Source organism: Dorea sp. D27 (assembly GCF_001185345.1).
In the GTDB taxonomy this organism is placed as follows: Bacteria; Bacillota; Clostridia; order Lachnospirales; family Lachnospiraceae; genus Extibacter.
In genome coordinates this window covers 199,109-225,015 of record NZ_KQ236743.1, presented here as the reverse complement: position 1 = coordinate 225,015, position 25,907 = coordinate 199,109, and the positions used below count along the sequence as shown (strand labels likewise).

30 protein-coding genes are annotated in these 25,907 nt (G+C 48.7%); 8 read left to right on the top strand and 22 right to left on the bottom strand.

The genetic code is table 11. The annotated features are described in order from the left end of the window. Positions 1-26 precede the first annotated feature (26 nt). The 3 genes from HMPREF0980_RS01110 to HMPREF0980_RS01100 are packed head-to-tail and all read right to left on the bottom strand — an operon-like array spanning position 27 to position 1,653. Positions 27-350: a plasmid mobilization protein gene (locus tag HMPREF0980_RS01110; RefSeq protein WP_049727323.1), complete on the bottom strand. Its 324-nt coding sequence runs from the start codon at positions 348-350 to the stop codon at positions 27-29. Then, on the bottom strand, positions 341-1,456 hold the full coding sequence (locus HMPREF0980_RS01105) for a site-specific integrase (protein ID WP_049727322.1): 1,116 nt from the start codon (positions 1,454-1,456) through the stop codon (positions 341-343). The genes HMPREF0980_RS01110 and HMPREF0980_RS01105 overlap by 10 nt, the downstream gene beginning before the upstream one ends. Positions 1,457-1,458: 2 nt before the next feature. Next, positions 1,459-1,653 carry a hypothetical protein gene (locus HMPREF0980_RS01100; protein ID WP_049727321.1) on the bottom strand — a complete coding sequence of 65 codons (195 nt, stop codon included), beginning with the start codon at positions 1,651-1,653 and terminating at the stop codon, positions 1,459-1,461. Positions 1,654-1,832: 179 nt separating this feature from the next. On the opposite strand from HMPREF0980_RS01100, the gene HMPREF0980_RS01095 reads away from it, so the two are divergent. Together HMPREF0980_RS01095 and HMPREF0980_RS01090 are read left to right on the top strand one after the other, a co-directional pair. Continuing rightward, entirely contained in the window at positions 1,833-2,291 is a 459-nt protein-coding gene (locus HMPREF0980_RS01095; RefSeq protein ID WP_049727320.1) for a helix-turn-helix domain-containing protein, read from the top strand. 11 nt (positions 2,292-2,302) lie between these two features. After that, entirely contained in the window at positions 2,303-3,127 is an 825-nt protein-coding gene (locus HMPREF0980_RS01090) for a DUF2971 domain-containing protein (protein ID WP_049727319.1), read from the top strand. A 227-nt stretch (positions 3,128-3,354) separates the two neighbouring features. Here the strand turns inward: HMPREF0980_RS01090 and guaA are convergent, their stop codons facing one another. The 11 genes from guaA to HMPREF0980_RS01035 form a co-directional block, all read right to left on the bottom strand. Beyond that, complete coding sequence (guaA, locus tag HMPREF0980_RS01085; RefSeq protein ID WP_049727318.1) at positions 3,355-4,647, bottom strand: glutamine-hydrolyzing GMP synthase; 1,293 nt, start codon at positions 4,645-4,647, stop codon at positions 3,355-3,357. A gap of 47 nt (positions 4,648-4,694) precedes the next feature. Next, entirely contained in the window at positions 4,695-5,294 is a 600-nt protein-coding gene (locus HMPREF0980_RS01080; RefSeq protein WP_147629766.1) for a hypothetical protein, read from the bottom strand. 50 nt (positions 5,295-5,344) lie between these two features. Further along, positions 5,345-6,541 (bottom strand): coenzyme F420-0:L-glutamate ligase, encoded by a 1,197-nt coding sequence (locus HMPREF0980_RS01075; protein WP_049727316.1) that lies wholly within the window; start codon positions 6,539-6,541, stop codon positions 5,345-5,347. Between the two features lie 352 nt (positions 6,542-6,893). After that, positions 6,894-7,772 (bottom strand): helix-turn-helix domain-containing protein, encoded by an 879-nt coding sequence (locus HMPREF0980_RS01070; protein ID WP_049727315.1) that lies wholly within the window; start codon positions 7,770-7,772, stop codon positions 6,894-6,896. Between the two features lie 146 nt (positions 7,773-7,918). Continuing rightward, complete coding sequence (locus tag HMPREF0980_RS01065; RefSeq protein WP_049727314.1) at positions 7,919-8,566, bottom strand: HAD family hydrolase; 648 nt, start codon at positions 8,564-8,566, stop codon at positions 7,919-7,921. Between the two features lie 19 nt (positions 8,567-8,585). Beyond that, positions 8,586-9,680: a glycerol dehydrogenase gene (locus HMPREF0980_RS01060; RefSeq protein ID WP_049727313.1), complete on the bottom strand. Its 1,095-nt coding sequence runs from the start codon at positions 9,678-9,680 to the stop codon at positions 8,586-8,588. A 161-nt stretch (positions 9,681-9,841) separates the two neighbouring features. Next, complete coding sequence (locus HMPREF0980_RS01055; protein ID WP_049728278.1) at positions 9,842-11,584, bottom strand: NADH-dependent [FeFe] hydrogenase, group A6; 1,743 nt, start codon at positions 11,582-11,584, stop codon at positions 9,842-9,844. 15 nt (positions 11,585-11,599) lie between these two features. After that, positions 11,600-13,387, bottom strand: coding sequence for an NADH-quinone oxidoreductase subunit NuoF (nuoF, locus tag HMPREF0980_RS01050; RefSeq protein ID WP_049727312.1), 1,788 nt, complete (start codon positions 13,385-13,387; stop codon positions 11,600-11,602). A gap of 20 nt (positions 13,388-13,407) precedes the next feature. After that, positions 13,408-13,782: a (2Fe-2S) ferredoxin domain-containing protein gene (locus HMPREF0980_RS01045; protein WP_049727311.1), complete on the bottom strand. Its 375-nt coding sequence runs from the start codon at positions 13,780-13,782 to the stop codon at positions 13,408-13,410. A gap of 22 nt (positions 13,783-13,804) precedes the next feature. Beyond that, a complete protein-coding gene (locus HMPREF0980_RS01040) occupies positions 13,805-14,362 on the bottom strand; it encodes a sensor histidine kinase (protein ID WP_049727310.1) in 558 nt (185 codons plus the stop codon). A gap of 2 nt (positions 14,363-14,364) precedes the next feature. Continuing rightward, positions 14,365-14,859, bottom strand: a complete 495-nt coding sequence (locus tag HMPREF0980_RS01035) for an NADH-quinone oxidoreductase subunit NuoE family protein (RefSeq protein ID WP_006442449.1) — start codon at positions 14,857-14,859, stop codon at positions 14,365-14,367. Positions 14,860-15,168: 309 nt separating this feature from the next. Here HMPREF0980_RS01035 and HMPREF0980_RS01030 point away from each other — a divergent pair, with 309 nt between their 5' ends. Genes HMPREF0980_RS01030 through HMPREF0980_RS01010 form a run of 5 tightly spaced genes read left to right on the top strand, consistent with a single transcriptional unit; the run spans position 15,169 to position 18,406 of the window. Next, on the top strand, positions 15,169-15,513 hold the full coding sequence (locus tag HMPREF0980_RS01030; RefSeq protein ID WP_049727309.1) for a DRTGG domain-containing protein: 345 nt from the start codon (positions 15,169-15,171) through the stop codon (positions 15,511-15,513). Positions 15,514-15,516: 3 nt separating this feature from the next. Beyond that, entirely contained in the window at positions 15,517-15,939 is a 423-nt protein-coding gene (locus HMPREF0980_RS01025) for an ATP-binding protein (RefSeq protein WP_049727308.1), read from the top strand. A gap of 21 nt (positions 15,940-15,960) precedes the next feature. After that, positions 15,961-17,343, top strand: coding sequence for a [Fe-Fe] hydrogenase large subunit C-terminal domain-containing protein (locus HMPREF0980_RS01020; RefSeq protein ID WP_049727307.1), 1,383 nt, complete (start codon positions 15,961-15,963; stop codon positions 17,341-17,343). 2 nt (positions 17,344-17,345) lie between these two features. After that, on the top strand, positions 17,346-17,675 hold the full coding sequence (locus HMPREF0980_RS01015; protein WP_049727306.1) for a hypothetical protein: 330 nt from the start codon (positions 17,346-17,348) through the stop codon (positions 17,673-17,675). Next, positions 17,672-18,406 carry a PHP domain-containing protein gene (locus HMPREF0980_RS01010; RefSeq protein ID WP_049727305.1) on the top strand — a complete coding sequence of 245 codons (735 nt, stop codon included), beginning with the start codon at positions 17,672-17,674 and terminating at the stop codon, positions 18,404-18,406. Before HMPREF0980_RS01015 ends, HMPREF0980_RS01010 begins: the two co-directional genes overlap by 4 nt. Positions 18,407-18,438: 32 nt before the next feature. Here the strand turns inward: HMPREF0980_RS01010 and HMPREF0980_RS01005 are convergent, their stop codons facing one another. Genes HMPREF0980_RS01005 through HMPREF0980_RS00985 form a run of 5 tightly spaced genes read right to left on the bottom strand, consistent with a single transcriptional unit; the run spans position 18,439 to position 23,056 of the window. After that, positions 18,439-19,131 carry a response regulator gene (locus HMPREF0980_RS01005; RefSeq protein WP_049727304.1) on the bottom strand — a complete coding sequence of 231 codons (693 nt, stop codon included), beginning with the start codon at positions 19,129-19,131 and terminating at the stop codon, positions 18,439-18,441. Then, on the bottom strand, positions 19,128-20,555 hold the full coding sequence (locus HMPREF0980_RS01000) for a sensor histidine kinase (RefSeq protein ID WP_049727303.1): 1,428 nt from the start codon (positions 20,553-20,555) through the stop codon (positions 19,128-19,130). The genes HMPREF0980_RS01005 and HMPREF0980_RS01000 overlap by 4 nt, the downstream gene beginning before the upstream one ends. Before the next feature lie 17 nt (positions 20,556-20,572). Continuing rightward, positions 20,573-21,226, bottom strand: a complete 654-nt coding sequence (locus HMPREF0980_RS00995) for a potassium channel family protein (protein WP_049727302.1) — start codon at positions 21,224-21,226, stop codon at positions 20,573-20,575. 16 nt (positions 21,227-21,242) lie between these two features. After that, positions 21,243-22,583, bottom strand: coding sequence for a TrkH family potassium uptake protein (locus tag HMPREF0980_RS00990; RefSeq protein ID WP_049727301.1), 1,341 nt, complete (start codon positions 22,581-22,583; stop codon positions 21,243-21,245). After that, positions 22,580-23,056, bottom strand: a complete 477-nt coding sequence (locus HMPREF0980_RS00985; RefSeq protein WP_147629765.1) for a hypothetical protein — start codon at positions 23,054-23,056, stop codon at positions 22,580-22,582. The genes HMPREF0980_RS00990 and HMPREF0980_RS00985 overlap by 4 nt, the downstream gene beginning before the upstream one ends. Positions 23,057-23,257: 201 nt before the next feature. Here HMPREF0980_RS00985 and HMPREF0980_RS00980 point away from each other — a divergent pair, with 201 nt between their 5' ends. Beyond that, positions 23,258-23,803 (top strand): methylated-DNA--[protein]-cysteine S-methyltransferase, encoded by a 546-nt coding sequence (locus HMPREF0980_RS00980; protein ID WP_049727299.1) that lies wholly within the window; start codon positions 23,258-23,260, stop codon positions 23,801-23,803. Here the strand turns inward: HMPREF0980_RS00980 and HMPREF0980_RS00975 are convergent. The 3 genes from HMPREF0980_RS00975 to HMPREF0980_RS18430 are packed head-to-tail and all read right to left on the bottom strand — an operon-like array spanning position 23,800 to position 25,902. Next, positions 23,800-24,270 (bottom strand): precorrin-2 dehydrogenase/sirohydrochlorin ferrochelatase family protein, encoded by a 471-nt coding sequence (locus tag HMPREF0980_RS00975; protein WP_049727298.1) that lies wholly within the window; start codon positions 24,268-24,270, stop codon positions 23,800-23,802. The genes HMPREF0980_RS00980 and HMPREF0980_RS00975 overlap by 4 nt on opposite strands. Further along, the gene (locus HMPREF0980_RS00970) at positions 24,263-24,922 is read right to left on the bottom strand and encodes a precorrin-8X methylmutase (RefSeq protein WP_049727297.1); all 660 of its coding nucleotides are present in this window, start codon (positions 24,920-24,922) and stop codon (positions 24,263-24,265) included. Before HMPREF0980_RS00970 ends, HMPREF0980_RS00975 begins: the two co-directional genes overlap by 8 nt. Continuing rightward, positions 24,919-25,902 (bottom strand): bifunctional adenosylcobinamide kinase/adenosylcobinamide-phosphate guanylyltransferase, encoded by a 984-nt coding sequence (locus tag HMPREF0980_RS18430; RefSeq protein WP_084002608.1) that lies wholly within the window; start codon positions 25,900-25,902, stop codon positions 24,919-24,921. Before HMPREF0980_RS18430 ends, HMPREF0980_RS00970 begins: the two co-directional genes overlap by 4 nt. Positions 25,903-25,907 lie beyond the last annotated feature (5 nt).

Sequence of the window (25,907 nt, the reverse complement as noted above, 5' to 3'; positions counted from 1 at the left end):
GGTGTTTGCCGACACTTAAAGGCTTTTTATTTCTCATCTTTCATCCCCTGCATTGTAAGCGTAATCAGTTCTATTGTATCCATCAAACCTCTGGACACCTCACCTCCTCCATCTATCCTCTGCAATTCATCAAGCACTCTTGCCAGTTCATTTTTCAAAGCCTTGTACACTCTTGGATTTCCCACTACCACAACATCCTTTTCTTGCAGACGCTTAATAATATAGTCTTGTTTCGTCAACCCCGACAACCTGACTGCCGCTTCAATTTGCTCATCTTCCTCCGGTGATACTCTGAAAGCCACCGTCTTATTTCTCCAACGTCCTTGCTGGTCTAACACTTTTACTGACATACTTCTTTTCCTCCATTAGTGCTTTCTACTTCCTTTCCTGCCCGCTCAATGTTCAAGCGGTCTGCCATTTCTGTCTGCCTTGATGGGAACAGATGTGCATAACGGTATGTGATTTTTTCACTTTCATGCCCCACCCTGTCCCCGATTGCCAATGCAGTAAATCCCATATCAACAAGAAGTGAGACATGACTATGGCGCAAATCGTGAATCCGAATCCGCTTTACTCCCGTTTCCTTACATCCCCTGTCCATTTCATGGGATAAATAGTGCTTTGTCACCGGGAAAATACGGTCTTTAGGTTTCAGGCTGTAAAACAGCCTCATGCAATCCTCCATCTCCTCAGAAAGAAACTGCGGCATTTCAACTACCCGGTTGCTTTTCTTAGTTTTCGGAGTGGTTATAACATCCCTGCCCTTTAACCTCTGATATGACTTATTAATCATTACAGTCTGATTCTCAAAATCAAAATCTGAGGGTGTAAGGGCAAGCATTTTCCCTTCCCTAATACCACACCAGTAAAGCATTTCAAAGGCATAGTATGAAATTGGCTTATCCATCATGGCTTCAGCAAATTTCAAATATTCTTCTTTTGTCCAGAACAGCATTTCCTTACTTTCCTCCATACCCATCGTGCCTGCTTTCTTCGCCGGATTGATATTCAGATCGTAATAACGGATGGCATGATTGAAAATGGAACTCAACTGCCCATGAATGGTTTTCAGATAGGTAGGCGAAACAGGTTTCCCGGTCTTTCCCTTCTGGCTTCGCATCTCATTCTGCCAGTCAATCACATCCTTTGCCGTTATCTCCGAAAGTTTTCGTTTCCCCAAATAGGGAAGGATTTTACTCTGGATAATACTTTCCTTTGTCAGCCATGTGTTTTCTTTCAAACGGGGACGCACATCCGCTTCATACATTTTACAGAAACCTTCCAGCGTCATATCAATATCTGCTTTTTTCTGTAGCTGAAACTGCCGTTCCCAGTCCTGAGCCTCCCGCTTTGTGGCAAATCCACGCTGGCACTTCTGTTTCCGTTCTCCTTTCCAATCCATATAACGAACCATAGCGTACCAAGTTCCATTCTTCTCATTTTTGTAAACTGGCATTTCTAATCTCTCCTCTCGCAATTTTGTGTTCCGTAAAAATGTTCATAAAAGAATTTACGGTCAATGCGTCCGGGTATGGTAACACAGCCTGTTTTGGCAAGCTCTTTATTTAATTTGCGTATCAGTTTATAGGCATAGGATTCAGAAACACTTAATGCTTTCATTACCTCATCCACCCGCATATACATTCTTTCCATATACGTCCTCTCTTTCTTCTGTTCTATACTTTTTTGTATAGTCATATATTACTATACTTTTTTGTATTGGTCAAGTGGTTGCAAACAAATTTCTAAACTTTTTTGTATGGGTTTGTCTTGATTGTTCCTATACATTTATGCTATACTAAATCCATCAACGAATAGATAGGAGAATTGTTATGGCTATTGGAGAACGAATCCATCACTTCCGGCTCCTGCATGGTTTTACACAGAAATATCTGGGGCAGATGCTTGGTTTCAGTGATACACAGGCAGATGTCCGTATTGCTCAATATGAGAAGGGCAGCCGCAGTCCGAAAGAAAAATATCTGAACGCATTAGCCGAAATTTTTGAGGTATCCCCCCATGCACTGGCTGTTCCCGATATAGACAGCTATATCGGACTCATGCATACGCTTTTTGCCATAGAAGACCTTTATGGTCTGCATATTGGAGAGATTGACGGTGAACCCTGCCTCCGTCTGGATAAGAATAAGGGTAGCGACTATCTTTCTATGTTCGATATGTTTCAGGCGTGGCAAAAACAGGCTGCAAAACTCGATACCGGAGAGATTACCAAAGAGGAGTATGATGAGTGGCGTTATACCTATCCTCAGTTAGAAACCAGAAATAAATAAAAGGAGTTTTTATGCAAATTATGAATTATCTTTACCACTATACAAATATAGAGACCCTCGCTTTAATCCTGCGAAATCATACAATCCGTTTCAACTCTCTTGACAAAATGGATGATCTTCAGGAAAAGGAAACTGCTGACTTGAAAAATATTGGACAATTTTGTTATATAAGTTCTTGGACTGATAATGAGATTGAAAGTATACCAATGTGGAATATGTATGCTTCATTAGAACGGGGCATTAGAATTATGTTGCCCCAAAACCCTTTCATGATATATGATAATAGGGCAGAAGAATTGCAAAAAGTTACTAGTTATCCTGTTCAAGATGCCTCCAATGGTTCCCCTTTGCAAAGTATAATCCCATTAGCTGAAATGTTTTCAAAAGGGTTCTTTACAATCCAAGCAATAAATAAAAATATTCTTTTTAAGGTTGAGTATACCGATGATAAAGATAAATTGTATCCTCAATTACTAAAGGATGAGGGAGAAGGATTTTCCATAGCATTAGATGAGCTTGGAAAATACAAAAATTTGCATTGGGCTTTTCAAAGGGAATGGCGTTATATACTGAATGTTCTTCCCTTAGACTTGAACCAGCCTATTGAAAATTTATTCAGAAACTTTGAAATTACTACAAATAAAATTAGGCTTGATTCAGAAAAACAACCCTTATCATACTACGATATGCACCTGTCAGATGAAGCCTTTGAAAATATGCATATAACATTAAGTCCTCGTATAAGTACTGGAAATCGAATTATTATTCAAAGCTTAATTGAAAAATATAATCCTTCTGCTATCATTTCTGACAGTGCACTAATTAAATTGATATAAAGTAAGCAATATTAAATAATTTAAAAGTACATTGAAAATAATATGCAAAAAAGGTCTTGCCAAATTGATATCACTCAATTCGGTAAGACCTTTTTCGTTGGTTTAAATATCTTTTACTTGCTAACCACTGGCAAACTTAGAATAAATGCCTTTTTGCCAGTGTTATCAAATAGGGCCATGAACCTCGACAAACCTAGTGTTTATGCGGGTTCCCGGAACCCTGCCGACTATTCGAACTCGATCGTCGCCGGCGGCTTCGGGCTCATGTCATAGCACACTCTGTTCACATTCCCCACTTCCGCCAGTATCCTGTCCGTTATCTTCTCAAGCACGTCCCAGTCCACCTTCTCCACTGTTGCCGTCATGGCGTCTATCGTATTGATGGCGCGGATGATTACCATATAGTCGAAGCTCCGCTCATGGTTCTTCATGCCGACAGACTTGAAGTCGGGCACTACGGTAAAATACTGCCATACCTTCTCATTCAGGCCGGCTGCGGCAAATTCCTCACGGAGAATAGCGTCAGATTCCCGCACTGCCTCCAGCCTGTCTCTCGTAATTGCACCGAGGCAGCGCACACCAAGACCGGGGCCCGGGAACGGCTGACGGTATACCATGTCCGCAGGCAGGCCAAGCTCGATGCCGCAGGCGCGGACTTCGTCTTTGAAAAGCTGCTTCAGAGGCTCTACAAGTTCAAACTGCAGGTCCTCCGGCAGTCCGCCTACGTTGTGATGTGATTTGACCATCTTGGCGGTCTTCGTGCCGCTCTCGATGATATCTGGATATATAGTGCCCTGGCCGAGGAATTCGATGCCGTCCAGTTTCCTCGCCTCCTCTTCAAAGACCCGGATAAATTCACCGCCTATGATTTTCCGCTTCTGCTCCGGGTCGGCTACGCCGTCCAACTTGCCGAGGAATCTTTCTGTCGCGTCTACATATACGAGATTGGCATGAAGCTGATTCTTGAACACTTCCACGACGTCTTCGGATTCATGTTTGCGCATCAGCCCGTGGTTCACATGAACACAGGTGAGCTGATTGCCGATAGCTTTCAGCAGCATTGCCGCCACGACGGAAGAATCGACGCCGCCTGACAGCGCGAGCAGAACCTTCCTATCCCCGACCTGGCGGCGAATCAATTCAACCTGGTCTTCGATAAAATTCTTCATATTCCAGTTCGCTTCTGCTTTGCACTTTCCAAAGACAAATTCTTTTAACGTCTCTTCGTCCGGAAGAGCGTCGAGCTTCTGTTCGCACTTAGCAGCCGGATGGTCTGCCGCCATCACCGGGCAGCCGCAATCATACAGTTCCGGCCTTACTTCCACCGCCTGTCCGTCCACGATACGGTTCTCGCCGCCGTTCAATATGATACCTTTCACATTCTCAAGCCTGGCAAGCTCCTCCATCGTAATGTCATGCGGATGAATCTCGCTGTACACGCCAAGGTCTCGGATTGCCCGAGCCAGAACGGTATTCTCAGTACTTCCCATATCCAGAATCACAATCATATCCTGTCTCATCTAATGTCTCCTTCTCTCACATTCATCTTATTGTAGTCTTTTGCTTTCTATTCTTTTGTAAAACCATAATAGGTTCCTGTCGTCATATTGGCGATATCAAGATATCCCCCATCCTGAAGCATGAACCCATAATAAGATACTTCTTTCTCCTCATTAAGCTGCTCCGCACCGTCCAGCATAAATGAACGGTTCCTCGCTGTCATACATACCAGATTATCCAGAGAATACTCTTCATTGCTGTCAAATACGCGCTGCATCTCGGCTTCCGTGACGCCGTAATCTTTCAGATCTACGGTCAGATACTTTAGTGCATCATCTCCCATATAGAATTCATATGTACCGGCGTAATAATTATCATCCGTGACAGTCCTGTCCTGATACCATGCGTAATTCTCCTCATCAGTAAATGTCATCCAAGAACCGTCACGCGCTGTCCAGGACGTTCCGGATATGACAGAATTGTCGGCTTTTGTATCTTTATCTTCTGTATTCTTTTCTTCTTTTACTTCTTCCTCAGAATCATTCCCTTCTCCCTCTGCGGAATTATGTCCGGATGCATCTGTTCCGCCTTCGTCGGAATCTTTTCCGCAGGCTGCAAGAGACAGACACATCATCAGCACGCATAGAACGACAGCTAATCTTTTCACCCGGTTCACCTTTACCTTTTCTTATACTAAAAATTCTTATCCGGCAGGGGTTATGACGTATAGTTGTCAAAATATCCCTGAACGAGGATGACCGGTGTCCCCTTATCTCCTGAACCGCTTGTCAGGTCGCACAGCGAGCCAATCAGGTCGGTCAGCCGTCTCGGCGTCGTACCCTGTGCCGCCATGTCTCCGACCAGGTCCTCCTTCTTCTCCTTAATCCGGTCAGATATGGCATCCTTCAGCGCCTGCCCGGACAAATCCTTGAAATCATTGTCCGCCAGATATTTGAGCTTCACTTCGTTCGGTGTCCCTTCCAGCCCCTCAGTATTGGCGACAGATACGCACGGATCTGCCAGTTCCCATATCTTTCCGACAGGGTCTTTGAAAGCCCCGTCTCCATATACCATCACTTCTACATGCTTTCCTGTCTTATCAAGAATCTGCTTCTGTATATCCAGAACAAGATCCATACATCTGCCCGTCCTCGGAAAGAGCTTTACCGCCTCTTCCGTAGATTTATTGGATCCGAGCAGCCCATAATCTTCATTGCAGCCGCTTCCATCCACCGGGGCCGTCAAGATATCATCCATGCCACACACAACTTCAGCGCCATTTTCTTTCAGTATTCTCTTTGTCCTTTCCCTGCTGTGGATATCGCAGTTCAATACTTTTTTCGTATATGCGAGAATCTCTTTTGGATGGTTTGCAAAGATAACCTCGGCCTCCGCCCCTTCGCTCTTTATCAGGTCACTGTAGTAACGGACATAATCCACCCCGGTAAAGGGATGGATGTTCTCACCGAACAGCTCCCTGTAGCGCTTTACATCAAGTACGTCGCTATATGGATTGATACCCGCCTTGTCAAGCTGGTCCAGCGATACGAGCTCATTACCCACCTCATCGCTTGGATAGCTGAGCATGAGCACAATTTTTTTGGCCCCGCGGGCAATCCCTTTCAGGCAGATGGAAAAACGGTTCCTGGACAGTATCGGAAAGATGACTCCTATCGTACCGCCTCCAAGCTTATTTTCTACATCCTGCGCAATAGCGTCAACAGAAGCATAGTTGCCGTGCGCTCTCGCAACGACAGACTCTGTAACCGCGACCACGTCTCTGTCGTGCACGGCGAAGCCTTCGCTTTCCGCGGCACCCAGAACATTCTCTACTATAATATGTGCAAGGTCGTCCCCTTCCCGAATGATGGGACAGCGGATTCCCCTTGATACAGTACCAACTCTTCTTTCCATACCAATTTTCTCCTTACTTTGTTTTCTACATCTTTTTTTATTGTACCTTATTTTCTTTTCCCGCTCAATACCACATTTTCAACATTCCCCGCTTTTTCGACATTTACTGACAAAGAACAGCCAGGCATCTATTATACAGTTTTAATATGAAATCCGACGCATAATTGATAACAGAAGGCTTCAGACATCGAATAGCTGTAGATGTGACAGACAGCAAAGCTCTGCTCATCCGAATCATAAAAAGCGTATGCAAAAAAAGGAGGGACATTGAAATCAATGTCCCCCCGTGTCATTCTGCCGTTTGGCATCCACACTCTGAGTTACGCCCTATCTTTAAAAAGATATAAGACAGCTATTTCCTCTCCTTCACCAGCAGCGTGCTCACGATGCCGCACAAGATTCCTCCGACCGGAAACGCGACCCATGATACGTTCCATGCATTGGCAAGAAACCCTCCAAGCAGAAATACGATAGCAGCAGCCATCATGATGGAACCGCAGATTCTGCCCATCAGCCTCTTCGCTTCGCCCGGCATATTATCGTCATTATATTCATATATGCTGTACTTCTTTTTCTGCATGCCTGCATACACGAGCAATGAGACAGCGGCCGTGACGATGAGCATGAACACGCCATGCACGGCCTCCTCATTGAACCGGGGCGGCAGGGCTACGCCGTCCATGCCAAGCTCAAAGATGAATCCGCAGAAGAGAAGCCCAATTCCGGCAGCGCACATGGTTATGTACCGCTTTTGAAACGCATCCGTTTCTTTATCCGTATAAACGTTTCCTACGACCGGGTATTTTTTCGTGAATGCGCTGTGCTTCATACCTTGGACGACAAATATGAGCACGGCGGCCACAACAAAAAACATAAAGAGCATATCGCAGAGCTTTTCTGCCACATATACCCCTGACAGCAGTTCATACACCGCCGTTCCGAACAGCAGGAGCCCCACCCCTGATGTGACCGCCCTGCTGTATTCATTCATATGCCTATCGTATTCCTCATGTTCTTCCACATAGGAGGCTCTTGCATCCCCCTGAACGAGCACATCCATGCTGCACTGGAACAGTTCGCTCAGCTGGAGGAGCTTATCCATCTCAGGAAAGCTCCCTCCCGACTCCCACTTTGATACCGACTGCCTCGACACTTGAAGCTGCTCTGCTATCTGTTCCTGCGTATATCCTTTTTTCTGTCTCATAAATTGTAAATTCTCCGCAAAACCCATTTTGATTTCCTCCTTCAGTTTTTATGGATTTATCATACGATTGCATGGTGTAAACCTCCACCAATTTCATGTTGCGTTTGCGTAGTTCTGCCGCAACTAGCGTTTGCGTTCTCGGTTTTACGGGGTTTTCACTGTTTTCTTTCAATTCAGGACAGAAACTTTTTAATGTCTCCAACATTTTCCGCAATATAATCCGCTCCGGCTTCTTCCAGTTCCTCCCGGCTCCCATAGCCATATAATACGCCCATGACGTCAACGCCTGTTTTATGTGCACCGATGACATCGTGTTCCCTGTCTCCAATCATGAGCACTCTGGACCGGTCACGGATGCCGCGGCTCTCGAGTGCATACGCGATCACTTCTGCTTTCTTTACCCTTTTCTCATCCATCGTTGCCCCTGCGATAAAAGCAAAATACCTGTCCAGGCGGAAATGCTCCAGTATCTGCCTGGCGAATGCCTCCGGCTTTGACGTCGCGATGATCAGCTCCATCCCCTGATCCACCAATGCGGACAGCAGTTCTTCCATGCCTTCATACACCATATTTTCAAATATTCCTCTTTCACTGAAGTACTCGCGGTAGTACTTGATTCCAAGGAGGGCGTCCTCCTTGGAAAACTTATAGAAATCCCGAAATGATTCCGCAAGCGGCGGCCCGATAAATTTGTACAGCTTCGTTCTGTCATCTTCTGTGATGCCGAACTTTCTCAGGGCGTGCATGACAGAGTTTGTAATTCCGATACCCGGATCTGTGACCGTCCCGTCCAGGTCGAACAAAATATATCTGTAATCCATAGAGCCTTCTCCTTTGCTGTTACTCTGCATAGTTCCTGCCTATGGCGTCGGCTGCCATTATCGCCGCATATACATCTTCCGGTGTCATCGGAAACGGCATATTGCCGAGCGTATCTCCTTCTGCAGCGGCAAGTTCTGCCACTTCCATCAACTGCTCCGCCTTCACTTCTTTTATCCCGAGCTGCGCAAGCGTCGTCGGCAGTCCGACCGCGTTGCAGAAGTCCACTACAGCCTCTATCTCCTCAGAATCTGCATTCTCAAGCACGAGCTGCACGAGCGTGCCAAAGGCTACTTTCTCCCCGTGGTACATGGCATGCGTCTCCTCTATCACGGTCAGGCCGTTATGAATCGCATGTGCGCCAGCCAGCCCTCCGCTCTCAAACCCGATTCCAGAGAGGTATGTATTTGCTTCTATGACATTTTCCACTGCTTTCGTACATACATTTTCCGTTACTGCCAGCGCGGCGCTTACTCCGTTCTCCAAAAGCGTCTCATAACAGAGTCTGGCCAGGGCCATCGCTGCCAGCGTACTCATCCCCCCTACGCAGTTCACTGCAGATGACTGTCTGCACGCTCTTGCCTCGAAGTATGTTGCAAGGGCATCTCCCATACCAGCCACAAGAAGCCTGGCCGGAGCTTTGCTTACCACTTCCGTATCTACAAGCACTGCATTCGGACTGGCCGGCAGGAACAGATATCTGTCGAACACACCCTCATCCGTATATATGACCGAGAGCGCGCTGCAGGGCGCATCGGTAGACGCGATGGTAGGCACGATGATTACCGGTTTGCCCATATAATGTGCTGCAGCCTTAGCTGTGTCATGTATCTTTCCGCCCCCGACACCGGCAATCATATCGCAGCCTGCATCCTTTGCCGCCGCTATCACGCGGTCAATCTCGTTCATGCTGCACTCGCCGTTAAAAGATTCATATACCGTCTCCACCCCTGTTCCTGGCATTCCGGCCTGTATAGACGGCTCTACGCGCTTCCTGCCGGATACGCTCGTGAGGACGAATAACCTGCTTCCATAGTTGGACGCATATGTGCAGAGGTTTTTCAGCTCCCCTTTTCCCTGTATATATCTGCTGGGACTTCCTATAATCTGTGCCATGGTATGTGCCTCCATTGTTATTTTTTTAACACATCTTAATTATACATCACCTGCTTCCTTTGTCAATATCTCCGCATACATCTGTGATAATACTGAAAAAAGAAGATGCCCCGGACTTATATAGCCGTAAGGGCATCTTCTGTATCGCTGAATTCGTATTTTTAATTGACGGAACGTTTTACATAGCTTGTATGCAATGTCTCATGAGCCCTGTGGCTTCCTGGTTCGCCGAGATATTCTTCATACAGCTTCTTGATGGCCGGATTCTCATGCGATTTCCGGATTGGTTTGGCCGCGTCATTATTATACAGCACGCTCGCACGGATTCCACGTACATCCGTGAAGTTACGCACGTCGCCGGACACCTGCGGCTGTCCGCCTCCGTTTACGCATCCGCCAGGGCATCCCATTATCTCTATAAAGTGGTAATCTGCTTCCCCTGACTTCACCTTGTTGAGAAGCGTCCTCGCGTTGTTAAGTCCGGATGCGACAGCCACTTTCACATCCATTCCCGCCACGTTGTAAGATGCTTCTTTGACACCTTCCGTTCCCCGGACATCCGTAAAGTCCAGATTAGCAAGCTCTTCTCCTGTGAGCACTTCTACCGCTGTACGAAGGGCAGCTTCCATAACACCGCCGGTAGCGCCAAAGATTACGGCAGCACCTGTGGATTCTCCCATCGGGTCGTCGAACTTCTCATCCGGCAGCATCGTAAATTCAATGCCGCTTCGTTTGATCAGCCTTGCCAGCTCTCTTGTCGTTATGGCGATATCTACGTCCGGCACACCTGCCGCATCCTGGTCGTCACGTCCAATTTCAAACTTCTTAGCTGTACACGGCATGACGCTGACAGATACGATCTTCTCCGGGTCTATGCCTTCTTTTTCTGCAAAATATGTCTTCAGCATGGCGCCGAACATCTGCTGCGGCGACTTACAGCTGGAAAGGTGCTCCGTCATATCCGGGAAGTAGTGCTCGCAATACTTGATCCATCCCGGTGAACAGGAAGTGATAAGCGGCAGCACTCCGCCGTTCTTGACCCTGTCGAGAAGCTCTGTGGCCTCTTCCATGATTGTCAGGTCCGCTGCCCAGTCAGTATCAAACACCTTGTCAAATCCTACTCTTCTCAAAGCAGCCGCCATCTTTCCTTCTACATCTGTACCCATCGGGTAGCCGAATTCTTCGCCGAGTCCTGCACGGACAGATGGAGCGGTCTGCACGACCACATATTTATCCGGGTCGGCGATGGCATCCAGTATCTGCTGCGTGTAGTCCTTCTCGTATAAAGCGCCGGTAGGACAGACTGCGATACACTGCCCGCATGATACGCAGCTCGTATCTCCAAGTCCCATCTCGAAAGCAGATCCTATCATCGTGTCAAATCCACGATTGTTGGCGCCGATAACGCCGATGCCCTGGGTTTTCTCACACGTTGCCACACAGCGGCGGCAGAGGATACATTTATTATTGTCACGCACCATATGTGCTGCAGTTTCATCCAGCTCGTAGTGTGTCGTCTCTCCCTCGTAATAGTGGGCGTCATCCACGCCATATTCCTTACACAGCTGCTGCAGCTCGCAGTTTCCGCTTCGTACGCATGACAGGCACTGCTGGTCATGGTTGGAAAGCAGAAGCTGAAGCGTTCTTCTTCTCGATGCGATGAGCTGAGGCGTATTTGTAAATACTTCCATCCCTTCATTGATTGGATGCACACACGCTGCAACGAGGTTTCTTGCTCCCTTCACCTCAACGATACACATACGGCAGGCTCCGATTTCGTTGATTTCCTTCAGGAAACACAGCGTCGGAATCTTGATTCCAGCCAGCCGGGCCGCTTCAAGGATAGTAGAACCGGCAGGAGCGGATACGTCGAGTCCATTAATTTTAAGGTTAATATTTTCCATATTCTCCATCCTCCATTACTCTTTGTAAATAGCACCGAAACGGCATTTTTCCATACATGCTCCACACTTGACACATTTATCCTGGTTGATGACGTGCGGCTCTTTGACTGCGCCGCTGATTGCATCATTCGGACACGTTCTTGCACATAATGTACATCCCTTACACTTGTCGGCATCAATCTTGTAAGAGAGAAGCGCTTTACAGACACCTGCCGGACATTTCTTGTCTACGATATGTGCCACATATTCATCTCTGAAATAACGCATCGTCGACAGTACAGGATTTGGCGCCGTCTGCCCAAGGGCACAAAGAGAGTTGGTTTTCAGATGGGCTGCCAGCTCTTCCAGCTTATCCAGGTCATCCATCGTACCCTGTCCGTTCGTAATCTTCTCCAGTATCTCAAGCATCCGCCTTGTACCTACACGGCAAGGAGTACATTTGCCGCATGACTCGTCTACCGTGAATTCCAGGAAGAACTTGGCGATATCAACCATACAGTTATCTTCATCCATGACAATCAGACCGCCGGAGCCCATCATAGAACCGATGGCGATAAGGTTGTCATAGTCAATCGGTACGTCAAAATGCTCTGCAGGGATACAGCCGCCGGATGGCCCGCCCGTCTGTGCCGCCTTGAACTTCTTCCCGTTCGGGATGCCGCCGCCGATTTCTTCAACTATTTCACGAAGCGTCGTTCCCATCGGAATCTCTACAAGACCCGTATTATTGACTTTGCCTCCGAGGGCAAATACTTTCGTCCCCTTGGACTTCTCTGTTCCCATAGAAGAGAACCATTCCGCCCCGTTGAGGATTATCTGCGGAATGTTGGCCAGAGTCTCGACGTTATTTAATATCGTCGGCTTCTGGAACAGACCTTTGAGTGCAGGGAACGGCGGACGCGGACGCGGCTCGCCTCTGTTTCCTTCGATGGAAGTCATAAGCGCCGTCTCTTCGCCACAGACGAAAGCTCCCGCTCCAAGCCTGATGTCAATATCAAAGTCAAATCCTGTATCAAAAATGTTCTTTCCCAGCAGGCCGTATTCCCTTGCCTGATTAATAGCGATATTCAGACGTTCAACTGCAATCGGATATTCTGCACGCACATAGATATAGCCCTGTGAAGCGCCAATCGCATATCCGGCGATAGCCATCGCCTCCAGCACGACGTGAGGGTCGCCTTCCAGGACGGAACGGTCCATGAACGCTCCCGGGTCGCCTTCATCGGCATTACAGCAGACATATTTCTGATCTGCAGCGTTGGCCGCTGCGAACTTCCACTTCAGCCCTGTAGGGAAACCGGCCCCGCCACGCCCGCGAAGGCCGCTGTCCAGTATAACCTGGATGACTTCTTCCGGCTTCATGCTCGTAAGTACGGTGCCCAATGCCTCATATCCACGTGTTCCTATGTATTCTTCAATATTCTCAGGATTGATGACGCCGCAGTTACGCAGTGCAACCCTGTGCTGCTTCTTATAGAACTTCGTCTCCTGCAGCGGCAGGATCTCTTCGTTCTTTACAGTCTCATCATAGAGAAGCCGGGTGACAACCCTTCCTTTTAACAGATGCTCAGATACGATTTCCGGAATGTCTTCTTCTTTGACCATCGCATAGAAAGAACCTTCCGGATAGACAATCATAATCGGGCCGAGCGCACACAGTCCGAAACAACCGGTCTTTACTACGCCCACTTCATCTTCCAGCCCGTTCCTTTTGATTTCCGCTTCCAGCCTTTCCCTGATTTTCTGGCTGCCTGAGGAAGTACATCCGGTTCCACCACAAACCAATACGTGTGAACGATACATAATTCGTATACCTCCCTTTTCTATTTTTGTACAGCGCCTAATGTATATTTCGCGACTACCTGGCCTTCTTTCAGATGGAGTCTGAACACTTCCATAGCCTTCTCAGGTGTCATCTTTACATACGTCACTTTTTCTTTGCCTGGTTCCAATACTTCTACAATCGGCTCATACTGGCACAGCCCGATACAGCCGGTAGGGGTCACGCTGATCTTCTCAGCCAGGTGCTCCTCCTGGACCGCATTGGAAAGTGCAGTGAGGACGGGCCTTGCCCCACTGGCAATCCCGCATGTCGCCATACCGACGACGACTCTCGTCTGTGATGCACTCTCAGACCGCACGCCGACTTTACTTTCATTCTTCTCTCTTATTGCCTTCAGTTCTTCCAGAGACTTCATATGCATCCTCCATTCCTGCTATTTAAACTGATTTACCATCGTCTGTTTCTTCTTTGTTCGCATCCAGATACTCTTTGATGAATCCGGACACTTCCGCATCCTTAAAGGACACGCCTCCTAATATCTCTTTCATTTCTTTCGTATCCAGCACAAATTCCTTCTCGTCATAAGCATATCTATAATGAAAGTCGACAGGTTCATTGAATACGATGAGCGTCTGCATTGTCGTATTGATATCACCTAGCGGCATTCTATCTATATGGGATAATCCAAAAACTGCTTCTACTCTTGTGCCAATTCCTTTTCCAGATGTAATGTCAAACCTACCGCCCGTACTTTCGGCTGCCTGCTTGAAAAATGGGATGCCAAGCCCTACCTTCCGTGTAGTCCTTGTCGTATAGAACGGATCCGTAACCTGCTTCACCTGCTCTTCATCCATACCGCATCCATTGTCTTCAATCACCACCGTGAGCGTATCGTCCCCGCTGCTTATGAGCACCTCGACTGTTATGTAATCTGCTCCCGCGCGGATGGAATTCTCCGCCACATCCAGAACGTTCAGTGATATTTCCGTCATCATGGCTATTCATACTTAGCCAGAATATCGTCGATATCGTCTACCGTAAGCCTTCCGTACACCTCATCATTGATCATCATGACCGGTGCCAGTCCACAGGCACCTACACAGCGGCAGGCATCCAGCGAAAACTTACCGTCAGGCGTGCATTCTCCGCCGACGATGCCAAGCTTCTCCATGAGTTTGTTGTAGATGTCCCCGGAACCTTTGACATAACAGGCCGTGCCCAGACAGACCGATATGCGGTATCTGCCCTTCGGGCTTAAGTTGAACTGGGAATAGAATGTGGTAACTCCGTATATCTTTTCTAACGGAATTCCCGTCTCATTAGAAATAATCTTCTGAACCTCGATGGGCAGATAGCCGTAGATATCCTGGGCTCTTTGCAGTATAGGCATCAGGGCGCCTTTTTCATCTTTCAATTCATTGATTACTCCTAACAGTTCTTTCTCTTGTTCTTCTGTTCCGGTGAACTGAACTGTTGTTTTCTTAGAAAGCATTTTTTTACCTCCCTTTACTGTCTTATTTAGTCATGTGACTATTACGTTGAATTACCATTCCATTCTAACATACAAAAATACAAAAATCTACACCTTTTTATTGTGTATATTGTTAAATGAAAACCATTCTTGTTTGATATTTGACTAACATCCTGTTAAAAAATATACAAATTATCACTTTCATTTTTAGTTGTTTTTCACAATACGTGTTGATTTCCTTTTTTTCCGATGATATACTATATTTATATGATATTGGGTACAAAAAGTATTTTACCCTGTATTAAAATCAGAAGTGTACAGGAGGAAGATATGACAATCAGGAAGATAAAATCCTTACTGGAAGCAGATGTCTTGTGTGGGGAAGCGTATCTGGACGAAGATGTTAACTACGCATTTTCATCCGATATGATGAGTGATGTCCTGGCGTACGCGGAGGAGCAGTCCCTGCTTCTCACTAGCCTGTGCAACCCGCAGGTAATCAGGACAGCGGAGATGCTCGACATTCTCTGTATCGTATTTGTCCGCGGAAAGTACCCGGACCCGAACATGCTGAAGCTGGCGGAGGATAGGGGCATTGTTATACTTGCCACATCCCGTGGCATGTTTACGACCTGCGGCTTATTATACAGCAACGGACTACTTGGAGGTGCATAATACATGGGCGACAACCTGACTTTCCATTACATAATATCCGGTGACGACTTCACTAGGGCCGGGGAAGCAAGCAGCGATTTGAAAAACAAGCTCAAGATGATAGGGGCTGACAATAACGTTATCCGCAGGACGGCCATCGCCATGTACGAAGGTGAGATTAATATGGTCATCCACGCCGGCGGCGGAGAGATTACCGTCGACATATCTCAGGACAATATCCGTATCGTTCTGGCAGATAAAGGACCCGGGATTGCGGATGTCGAAAAAGCAATGCAGAAAGGATACTCCACAGCGCCGGAGGAAGTCCGCGCACTCGGCTTTGGCGCAGGTATGGGACTTCCCAACATGGAAAAGTATACCGACTGTATGCAGATCGACTCTGAACTGGGAGTCGGAACTACGGTAACGATGGACATTCACATGTAACTTGACAAGGAGGGGTTCCGGTTGGATAAATCAGACAAATTTTTTCATTCCGTACATCTGGACGAAGATGCGTGCAAAGGCTGCATCAATTGTATCAAATATTGTCCCACGCAGGCTATCCGGGTTCACAATGGCAAAGCCAAGATTACGCCCGAATTCTGCGTGGACTGCGGACGCTGCATCCGATACTGCCCGCACCATGCAAAGGTGGCATTATATGATTCCCTCGAGGAAATCAAGAACTACAGGTACACGGTCGCTCTTCCCGCGCCTTCGTTATATTCACAGTTCAATAACCTTACCAATGTGGATATCATATTGAATGCGTTTATTTCCATGGGCTTTGACGATGTATTCGAAGTAAGCGCAGCTGCTGAACTCGTGTCTGACGCCACCCGGAAATACATAAGCGAGCACCGGGACGACGCGCCGTTCATCAGTACTGCCTGTCCGGCCATCGTGAGAATCATACGGGTCAAGTATCCCACCCTGCTGCCCCGCCTGCTGCCGCTGAAGCCGCCGGTGGAGATTGCCGCAGAAATTGCCCGGGCAAGAGCAATCGAAAAAACGGGCTATCCTCCGGAGGATATCGGAATCTTCTTCATCTCCCCATGTCCTTCCAAGGTTACCTACGCGCGTTCACCTCTCGGCGTGGAAAAAAGCCAGATTGATAAAGTCGTAGCCATCAAGGACGTGTATCCCGTCCTGCTGCAGCACATGACACACGACGAGAGCAGGCTCTCGCCTATAGCTGCTTCCGGACGTATCGGCATCGGGTGGAGCAACGCCGGGGGAGAGTCGGCCGGTCTGATTACAGACAACTATCTGGCCTGTGACGGCATTATGAGCGCGCTCCGGGTGCTAAGCGATCTGGAGGATGAAAAGTTCTACGGCCTGAAGTTTGTAGAGCTCAATGCGTGTAACGGGGGCTGTGTCGGGGGACCGCTAACTGTGGAGAACCCATATATCGCCACAGCCAAGACGAAAAAGCTGCACCGTTATCTGCCTGTGGCGCAGACGCATGCCAGCTCCTATGAAAGTGTCGATTATCACTGGTCGGCCTATGTGGAATATGAGCCGGTATTCCGTCTCGGCAAATCTTTCCGTGAGAGCCTGGAGCTGATGGGTACGGTAGAGGATATTACGGAACAGCTTCCGGGGCTGGACTGCGGCTCATGCGGGGCACCTACATGCAGGGCGCTGGCGGAGGATATCGTCAGAGGAGAGGCGACGCGGAATGACTGCATCTATGCCTTCCATGAATATATCAACAACCTGTCCAAGGAAATCGGGTTCCTGACCCAGTCGCTGAACCTGTCGTGCGGCAACAATGATGATTCGATGAAGATATTGGAAGATTATATCAAGAAGCTGACAACGGAATTAGAGCGAAAGGAGCGTTAGTTATGACGGTACAGACATTGATTGAATCCGGCCTGTTCAAGGTAGAGGTGCCCGGAAGCACTTCCAGAGAAATCAGCAAGGTATTCTGCTGCGACCTTCTCAGCATCGCCATGGGCAAAGCGCCCGAGAATGGTGCCTGGGTTACGGTCATGGGTAACAAGAACACGCTGGCGGTCGCTTCGCTGGCGGACATCTCCTGCATCGTCCTGGCAGAAGGCATCCGGTTCCAGGAGGAAGAGCTGGCATGTGCGGTAAAAGAGCAGATTGCAGTATTTTCGACAGAACTTCCGGTATTTGACGCGGGACTTAAGATACAGGAGCTGCTGTCATGAAAGGGCTGTACTACGACCTCCACATCCATTCCTGCCTGTCCCCCTGCGGGGATGATGACATGACGCCTGCCAATATCGTCGGCATGGCGGCCATCAAAGGATTGGATGTCATCGCTCTCACAGATCACAATTCCTGTAAAAACTGCCCCGCGGCAGTTACACACGGCAGGAACTATGGGGTGACCGTCATTCCGGGCATGGAACTTACGACATCCGAAGAAGTCCACGTCGTCTGCCTCTTTCCGTCGCTGACTGATGCCATGGCATTTGACAGCTATATATATGAGCATATCCTCCCAATCAAGAATAAGGAGGATATCTTCGGAAAGCAGCAGATTATGAACGAAGAGGATGAAGTGGCAGGCACGGTGGAACGTCTGCTCATAAGCGCCACTGACATATCCTTCGACCATGTATTCGGGCTCGTTGCATCCTATCACGGCACTGCCTATCCGGCGCACATCGACAAGACGACGACAAGCCTGCTCTCGAACCTCGGCTTCGTGCCGCCGGACAGTACCTTTTGCTGCGCAGAAATCCGCGACTTCGGAAATCTGCACCGGATACAGCGCGAACACCCGTACTTCCTGAACTGCAGGATGCTAAGCAGCTCCGACGCCCACTACCTTCCTGACATACACGAGGCGGAATATCAGATACACCCTTCCGGCCGTAAAGCCGACGACGTAGTTGCCTATCTGCAAGTGCCGCCAGGTGCCGGGGGGACATAACACGGGCCGGCAGAAAGGCCTGCCCCCCATTTTTATTCACAGAACCGGTACCCTACCCCGATTTCTGTCAGTATGAAGCTTGGATCCGCCGGATTTTTTTCTATCTTCCTTCTTAAGGTCGCCATGAACACGCGCAGATTCCCTGCATCTATCTCGCCGGAATAGCCCCATATTTCCCTTATGATATAGTTGTGCGTAAGCACTTTGCCCTGGTTGGAGATGAGCAGCAGCAGTATCTTGTATTCGATGGGAGTCAGGTGTACTTCCTCTTCCCCCACTGTCACTTTACGTTTCTCGTAGTCTACCGTAAGCCCGTCTTTTACAAATACGGCATCCGTGCCTCCGGTACGGATAGTGCCGAGCTTGCGCATCCCAACCCGGACTCTTGCCATAAGCTCGCCCATATAGAACGGCTTTGTCACGTAGTCGTCCGCCCCCGCGTCCAGCGCTTCTATCTTCTCCCTCTCCTCTTGTCTGGCAGAGACGACGATAATCGGAATCTCCGACACTTCCCTTACGTTCCGGATGACTTCCATACCGTCCCCGTCCGGAAGCCCCAGATCCAGAAGGATCATATCCGGCCTGTTCGCGTAAAAAAGGCTCTGTGCCTCCTCCACCGTCCTTGCGACGAAATATCCGTATCCTTCTTTTTTTAATGTCATGGAGATAAAATTCAATATATATTTATCATCCTCTACTATCATGATTGTCATAGTTTCACTCATAGCTCTTCTGCCTGCTCTGCAGGCAGCCAGAATGTAAATCTGGCCCCTCCCCCACTTCTGTTTTCCGCCCATATCTCTCCGCCGTGGGCGCTGATGACCTGCCGGCATATAGCAAGGCCAAGCCCGATGCCCCGCTTCTGGTCCATGCTTTCCCCGGACAGAGATACGAACTCGTCAAATATCTTCTCTTCCATGCCCTCTTCGATGCCGGGGCCGTCGTCCTCTATGCACACATATACCCGTTTCCTGCGGAATGAGGCGGTGAGGATGATCTTTCCTCCCTCCTGCGTGTGCTTCACGGCATTGTCCAGGATATTGACGAGTACCTGCATTATCATCTTGCCGTCTAGTTCTGCCATGATGACCTGTTTGGGAAGCACGACACGGAAGTCTCTCTGCCCAAGACCGATGACGTGACGCTCTGCCCCGTTGATGACATCGTCAATCACTTCTTTGCTTTTCTCCACAAACTGCTGGCCACTCTCAATCTTCGTCATATTCAGGATATTGACTACCATCTTCATAAGCCACATAGACTGTTCCATTATATCCTTCAACAGCTGCTTCTCCTCTTCCCTGTCCATCTCGTCTGAGTCTAGGATAAGGCTGCAGTCGCCCAGTATTCCTGTCAGCGGGGTACGGAAATCATGGGAAATGCTTCTGAGCATGCTGCTCTTCATATGTTCCCGCTCCATCTCGACCTTCGTCCGCTCCTGCTCCGCATAGATGAGTTCCCTGTCCAGGGCAATTCCTATCTGGTTTGCCGCCGTCTTTACGAGCAGATCCTGCTCTACGGTAAATCCCTGGTTGTGGTTGAACACCTTCAATATCCCTATCTGCTTGACGATGCCGATGATTGGGAACATCACATAATCCTTGGACATATATTCCTTCGCCGACTCTCTCTTCGCCTCTTCCCCAAGCAGTTCCACCACGCTTTCATAGCCTGTGTGCTCATAGATATACCGGATACCGAGCTCTATGATATTTTCCTTGCCTGTGACGTTGATGAACCGCTCAGACATCTCATAGAGCTGCCTTGCCGTCTCCTCATTTTTCTTGGAAATGAGCATCTGCTTCTGGAACCGCACGGTCAGGCTAGAAGATATGACTGCCGCGATGAGGAAGAATCCCATGAGTGCCACGTCATTCGGGTTCATGATGGCAAAAGTATGGACCGGTACCGTAAAAAAGTAGTTGAACATCATGACACTGACGACAGCGCCTGCAATCCCATACTCGTACCCTTGTGTACATGTGCTGATGATGAGCACGCCGACCATGAACACCATAAGTACATTTTCCTTCTCCACGCCCACGTTCTTCAGGACGATGCAGACAACGCTGGCAGTCAGCACGATAAGCATCGTCCGAACCGTATATATGAACTTTTTATTTCTGATTCCTTCTTTTATCTTTTCCATGCACTTATCATAGCACCCTACTTGATATTTGCCAATATTTTATCTACGTCTTTCTTAAGGCCCACGACCATCAGATGGTCTCCGGCCTCCAGCTTCCTGTCCGCCCGCGGCAGAATCTGGAGATGTCCGCCTGACTTGATACCGAGTATGCTCACATGGTATTTCGTGCGGATAGCAAGTTCCTGTATGCTTCTGCCGACCCATGCCGCCACGGGAGGTATCTCAAAGATGGAATAGCCTTCTGCCAGCTCCACGTAGTCGAATACGTGGTTCGCACTATGCTTGACCGCAAGCCGCTCTGCAATATCCCTGTCAGGATAGATGACTTCATCCGCACCGTTTCTCAAGAGGAATTTTGCATGTATGTCCCTGTTCGCCTTGCTTACGACGTACCGGGCTCCAAGCTCTTTCACAAGGCTTGTGATCTCAAGGCTGCTCTGGAAGTTAGAGCCGATACATACAAAGCAGATGTCAAAATTACCCACACCAAGGCTTTTCAGCACTTCTTCATTCGTGCAGTCCCCAATCTTGGCGGCCGTCGCAACCGGAAGCAGATCTTCAACATTTTTTTCTTCTTTATCCACAATCATCACTTCGTTGCCTAGCTTAATCATATTTTCACAGAGATGATGCCCGAATCTTCCCAGCCCAATAATTAATACTGATTTCATTTTCCATTCCCCTTTGCTATCCTATTATGATACGTTCCACCGGTTCCTTCACCGGAGCTTCCGTCTTATGCCCCCGCAGCGACAATGCAAACGTAAGGCTTCCAACACGTCCGCAGTACATGAGAAATATCAAGATAATTTTTGATACGTCTGCAAGCCCTCTCGTTATGCCGGTAGACATGCCGACGGTGCCTATGGCGGATACCACTTCAAATGCAGCGTCTATAGCCGGTTCTGCCTGTATCGTTATGATCGCGAGCACCGCGGTCATAACGAGAAGCAGGTTCGTGCATAATACGGTGCTGGCCTTGCGGACAGCGCCGTCATCAAGCCTCCTTCCGAATACGTTGCAGTACATCTGGTTTCTCAGATTTGCCTTCATATAAACGAGCAGTACGACAAATGTGGTCGTCTTGATACCGCCCGCCGTCGATCCGGGGCTGCCCCCTATGAACATGAGTATCACCGTCAGCAGTTTGCTGCTGTCCGTCAGCGCCGCCGTGTCTACCGTGTTGAATCCTGCCGTCCTGGCCGTCACCGATCCGAACAGGGAGCACAATAACTTGCCGGAAGCGTCCATACCCTGCAGCGTATTATCTTTCTCAAACAGATACAGAAGGATGGCCCCGCCGAAAATGAGGACGGCTGTCACAGACAGGACAATCTTTGTATGCAGGCAATATCTGCTTATATGCCACTTATGTATAGAAATGTCATTCCATACAAAGAATCCGATTCCTCCGATAACGATAAGAAGCATGATTACGAGATTGACCGTCCAGTCATCATAATAACCCGTAAAGGAAGAGTAAGCCTCCTCCTGTCCCATCAGATCGAATCCCGCGTTGCAGAAAGCGGAGATGGAATGGAAGATGCCGTAGTAAATTCCTTTCATCCATCCGAACTCTTTCTGGAAACGCAGCGCCAGGATAATCGCCCCTGTCCCCTCAAACACGAGAGTCCCTATGATAATCTTTTTTGCCAGCCGCACGACACCGCCAATCTGAAGGATGTTGACGCTTTCCTGCAATGTGCCGCGTGTCCACAGCCCTATCTTCCTTCTCAGTAAAATGGCAAAGAATACGCCTATCGTCATAAATCCGAGCCCGCCTATCTGAATGATAGACAGGATTACCACCTGACCGAACATGGACCATTTCTGCCACGTATCCGCAATGACAAGCCCGGTCACGCAGACCGCCGAGGTAGAGGTAAACATGGCATCGACCATCGGCGTAGCCTGACCGTCCCGGCTTGCCGCGGGCATCATCAGAAGCAGCGTCCCGCAAAGGATAATTATCAGATACCCGAGCACAATCATCTGGGTATGGGTGAGTTTTTTCATCATCACGCTCATGCTATCGAGACCTCTTTTCCCGCAAGCAGTGCACCAAGCTGTTCCCATATCTTTCCGTCTTCTTTCAGAATACGTATATGGAATCTGTGGTACACGCTCTCATTGACCCCTTCATTACATATGCTGAACAGATATGCCGTCCCATACATCTTCCTCATCAGATTACAGATTGACAGGTTATCGGCATCCGACTCTGACAGCGCGATAACATACTGTACATTATCCCAGTTATCTCTGATACAGACATCTTCTATATATACGGCCTCCACCGCCCTGTCGTTCAGCCACTTTTCCACCTGTTTCCTGCGGCTTCCCCTTCCAAAGACGACAGCCTGGGGCAACGGCTCCCTTGTCTCTTCATCCTCCTGAAGCTTCCGCTCTTCTGCTGTCCAGCAGTCCACACGGAACATCAGGTACATTCCGTATGCCATGCCTCCCAATATGATCATTCCCAATAAAATATCAGCCAACATATCATCACCTTCTTTTCTTACATTTAGCATATACAATTTCTCATTAAGACAGTGATAATATTCATATGGCCCGCATTAAGATTGTATTTAGACGAAACAAGGCTCCATACCTTTATGATAAAAAGGCTGTCCATATCTTTTTATAGCTGGTATAATGAGAAAAATTGGGATTTGATTTCAAGAGATTATGGAGAAAAACTTATGACTTATACATATCACTATCATTCACCTTTGGGCGGCATCACACTTTCAAGCAACGGGACAGAGCTTGCAGGTCTTTGGTTTGACGGTCAGAAATATTTTGGAGATACGCTCCCGAAAGAATATGAAGAAAAATCGTTGCCGGTATTTGAGCAGGCCGTCCGCTGGCTGGATATTTATTTCAGCGGCAGGGCTCCCGGTTTTACACCGCCGCTTTTAATGAAAACAACACCATTCCGTAAAATGGTGTGGGATATTATGCTGGCAATTCCATTCGGCAAGACAATGACCTATGGTGAGATTGCCGACAAAATTGCAAGGAAGAAAGGACGCTCTAAAATGTCTGCTCAGGCTGTCGGAGGTGCAGTGGGGCATAACTCCATCTCGCTGATTATCCCCTGCCACCGCGTTGTCGGCACAAATGGCAGCCTAACAGGTTATGCAGGCGGCATTGATAGAAAAGTGCAGTTACTCACGTTAGAAAAAGCAGATATGGCCTCGTTTTTTGTGCCGAAGAAAGAACGGCTGGAGTCAGGCCCCTTTTAAAACGGGCCTGACTCCAGCCGTCTGCGGATTTCTTTTACTTTTGCAGGATTTTTCCCGCCTGAATTGATGCCTATCACGATATCATCGCTCTGGACGACAGCCGGGAAATAGAAGTCGCAGAACGTCCTGTCATCCGCAGTGTTAAACAGGATCTTTCTTCCGTATGCCTGCCCGAGCACGTTACATTCTTCCCCGATGCTCCTGTTCAATTCTTTATTGTCTGTCGCCGCCAGTACAATATGGGCCTTGGAAATGTCACCTTCCCTGTATGCTCTGTGCAGGCAGGCAATCCTGCCTCTTGCCTCAAGATCCAAAAGGGATTCGTGGAGTCCGGGAGCGATGACGGTGATATGATCCGAAAACAGAAGGAGCGTCTTTACGCGCCTCACCGCAATGCTCCCGCCGCCCACCACGACGATCTCCTTATCCGATATATCTACAAACATGGGAAAATAAGCCTTATCCATCCTTCTCCCCCCGTTCCCCGAGCATGTACAGAAACGCATTGCAGATGCATGCCGCTATATTGCTGCCTCCTTTTCTCCCCTTCGCCACGATGGACGGTGTCTCCTTAAGCTCCAGAATAAGTTCCTTTGCGCGCACGACATTGACGAATCCGACCGGTACCGCGATGACAGCCTCTGGTTTCAGCGCACCTTCCCTGACCAGCTCATAGATCCTTACAAGCGCTGTCGGCGCGTTGCCTATCGCAAATACCACCTTCTTGTCAAGGGCTGCCGCCTTGTCCATGCTTGCAGCGGCCCGGGTCGTACCGTTGATTCGGGCCGCAAGTGCCACGTCCTCATCCGCCATAAAACAGAGTGCTTCCCCTCCGTAATCCGCCAGCCTCTTTTTGTTGATTCCGGCTCTTCCCATCTCGGTGTCCGTAACGATGGATGCCCCCTGTCTGAGCGCTTCCAGCACACGTTCTACTACTCCGTCTGAGAATACAAGGCTTTGCGCATAGTCAAAATCCGCGCTTGTGTGGATGCATCTTTTCACTATCGGTTCCGTCCCCGGGATTAGCGGGGTATTGCCTAGTTCCTCTGTTATAATCTCGAAACTTCTCGCCTCAATCTCTGCCGGCAGAACTTTTTCGAGTCCAGTAAGCTCCGTCATCTCTCTCCTCCTTTTATCGACATTCCAATACCGCAGACAGCCCGGTCTACCCGTTCGGCTATATGGGCCAGTTCTGTACATATGCGTCCGGCCTGCTCTCTGTACGCCCGCTCGAACCCGTCCACCGGTACGAGTCCGCAGCCAATCTCATCCACGATAATGACTACATCAGGGTTCCTGGCGGCAAGATTGCCGGCAAGGTCAGACGTACACGTCCCCGACTCCATCATCCGCCGCACGAGCAGTTCAAAGTGCCGGATAGCGGCACATGAATATATCTCATCAAACCCGCAGCTTCCGCCGTCAATCCAGCTGTCTACTCCATATGTTCTTTCTGCATATGCCGTTTTTCCCTGGCAGGCACCTCCGGTTATCAGTATCATATGTTCACCTGTCCTTTTCCCATTTCTGTTTTCCTTTATCTCTGTCGGGATTCCACATACCACCTCCGTCACACTGTCGGCCATACGTGCAAGCCGCGTATTGATGTCCGCCAGCGTCTCCCTGTATGCCTGCATCTCGCAAGAGCCTGCCCTTCCTTCACGAAAGACGTCATTTGTCACGACCACAAGATTATGGCACATCGTATACAGTTCCCCGACTCCTCGTACCAACTCATCTGCCGTACTGCAGCCCGCTCCATCCGGGCAGTACAGCTCATTTGCCGTCAGGTTGGACATACATTCCAGCAGTACGCTGGATGGGGCACCTCTGACAGCCGCTTCATACAACGGACTTCCCTGTTTTGCAAGTGCATGGATTCCCGTATAGCATTCGATTGTCTCAAATCCTTTCTCCCGCCGCATCAGGCGGTGGCGCAGAATCTTCTTTTCCGTCTCTTCTCCATAAGGCATCATCGTAGCGATATATAGCAACGGCCCGGACGCCTGCTCGTCATTCTCACTGTGAAGGCGGCAGATGAGATCTTCTGCAAATGCAGATTTCCCGCTCCCGCTTCCTCCGGTCACAAGGTGCAGCATTGCTC

Excerpts from the sequence above, each read along its gene's own strand:
- HMPREF0980_RS01100 (WP_049727321.1), bottom strand. The coding sequence starts at position 1,653 with ATGGAAAGAATGTATATGCGGGTGGATGAGGTAATGAAAGCATTAAGT.
- HMPREF0980_RS01095 (WP_049727320.1), top strand. The coding sequence starts at position 1,833 with ATGGCTATTGGAGAACGAATCCATCACTTCCGGCTCCTGCATGGTTTT.
- HMPREF0980_RS00970 (WP_049727297.1), bottom strand. The coding sequence starts at position 24,922 with ATGACGGAGCTTACTGGACTCGAAAAAGTTCTGCCGGCAGAGATTGAG.
- HMPREF0980_RS01045 (WP_049727311.1), bottom strand. The coding sequence starts at position 13,782 with ATGAAGTCTCTGGAAGAACTGAAGGCAATAAGAGAGAAGAATGAAAGT.
- HMPREF0980_RS00990 (WP_049727301.1), bottom strand. The coding sequence starts at position 22,583 with ATGAGCGTGATGATGAAAAAACTCACCCATACCCAGATGATTGTGCTC.
- HMPREF0980_RS01090 (WP_049727319.1), top strand. The coding sequence starts at position 2,303 with ATGCAAATTATGAATTATCTTTACCACTATACAAATATAGAGACCCTC.
- HMPREF0980_RS01030 (WP_049727309.1), top strand. The coding sequence starts at position 15,169 with ATGACAATCAGGAAGATAAAATCCTTACTGGAAGCAGATGTCTTGTGT.
- guaA (WP_049727318.1), bottom strand. The coding sequence starts at position 4,647 with ATGAGACAGGATATGATTGTGATTCTGGATATGGGAAGTACTGAGAAT.
- HMPREF0980_RS00985 (WP_147629765.1), bottom strand. The coding sequence starts at position 23,056 with ATGTTGGCTGATATTTTATTGGGAATGATCATATTGGGAGGCATGGCA.
- HMPREF0980_RS01035 (WP_006442449.1), bottom strand. The coding sequence starts at position 14,859 with ATGCTTTCTAAGAAAACAACAGTTCAGTTCACCGGAACAGAAGAACAA.
- HMPREF0980_RS01005 (WP_049727304.1), bottom strand. The coding sequence starts at position 19,131 with ATGAGTGAAACTATGACAATCATGATAGTAGAGGATGATAAATATATA.
- HMPREF0980_RS01015 (WP_049727306.1), top strand. The coding sequence starts at position 17,346 with ATGACGGTACAGACATTGATTGAATCCGGCCTGTTCAAGGTAGAGGTG.
- HMPREF0980_RS01040 (WP_049727310.1), bottom strand. The coding sequence starts at position 14,362 with ATGATGACGGAAATATCACTGAACGTTCTGGATGTGGCGGAGAATTCC.
- HMPREF0980_RS00995 (WP_049727302.1), bottom strand. The coding sequence starts at position 21,226 with ATGAAATCAGTATTAATTATTGGGCTGGGAAGATTCGGGCATCATCTC.
- HMPREF0980_RS01025 (WP_049727308.1), top strand. The coding sequence starts at position 15,517 with ATGGGCGACAACCTGACTTTCCATTACATAATATCCGGTGACGACTTC.
- HMPREF0980_RS00980 (WP_049727299.1), top strand. The coding sequence starts at position 23,258 with ATGACTTATACATATCACTATCATTCACCTTTGGGCGGCATCACACTT.
- nuoF (WP_049727312.1), bottom strand. The coding sequence starts at position 13,387 with ATGTATCGTTCACACGTATTGGTTTGTGGTGGAACCGGATGTACTTCC.
- HMPREF0980_RS01075 (WP_049727316.1), bottom strand. The coding sequence starts at position 6,541 with ATGGAAAGAAGAGTTGGTACTGTATCAAGGGGAATCCGCTGTCCCATC.
- HMPREF0980_RS01105 (WP_049727322.1), bottom strand. The coding sequence starts at position 1,456 with ATGCCAGTTTACAAAAATGAGAAGAATGGAACTTGGTACGCTATGGTT.
- HMPREF0980_RS01110 (WP_049727323.1), bottom strand. The coding sequence starts at position 350 with ATGTCAGTAAAAGTGTTAGACCAGCAAGGACGTTGGAGAAATAAGACG.
- HMPREF0980_RS00975 (WP_049727298.1), bottom strand. The coding sequence starts at position 24,270 with ATGGATAAGGCTTATTTTCCCATGTTTGTAGATATATCGGATAAGGAG.
- HMPREF0980_RS01065 (WP_049727314.1), bottom strand. The coding sequence starts at position 8,566 with ATGGATTACAGATATATTTTGTTCGACCTGGACGGGACGGTCACAGAT.
- HMPREF0980_RS01000 (WP_049727303.1), bottom strand. The coding sequence starts at position 20,555 with ATGGAAAAGATAAAAGAAGGAATCAGAAATAAAAAGTTCATATATACG.
- HMPREF0980_RS18430 (WP_084002608.1), bottom strand. The coding sequence starts at position 25,902 with ATGCTGCACCTTGTGACCGGAGGAAGCGGGAGCGGGAAATCTGCATTT.
- HMPREF0980_RS01010 (WP_049727305.1), top strand. The coding sequence starts at position 17,672 with ATGAAAGGGCTGTACTACGACCTCCACATCCATTCCTGCCTGTCCCCC.
- HMPREF0980_RS01070 (WP_049727315.1), bottom strand. The coding sequence starts at position 7,772 with ATGGGTTTTGCGGAGAATTTACAATTTATGAGACAGAAAAAAGGATAT.
- HMPREF0980_RS01055 (WP_049728278.1), bottom strand. The coding sequence starts at position 11,584 with ATGGAAAATATTAACCTTAAAATTAATGGACTCGACGTATCCGCTCCT.
- HMPREF0980_RS01060 (WP_049727313.1), bottom strand. The coding sequence starts at position 9,680 with ATGGCACAGATTATAGGAAGTCCCAGCAGATATATACAGGGAAAAGGG.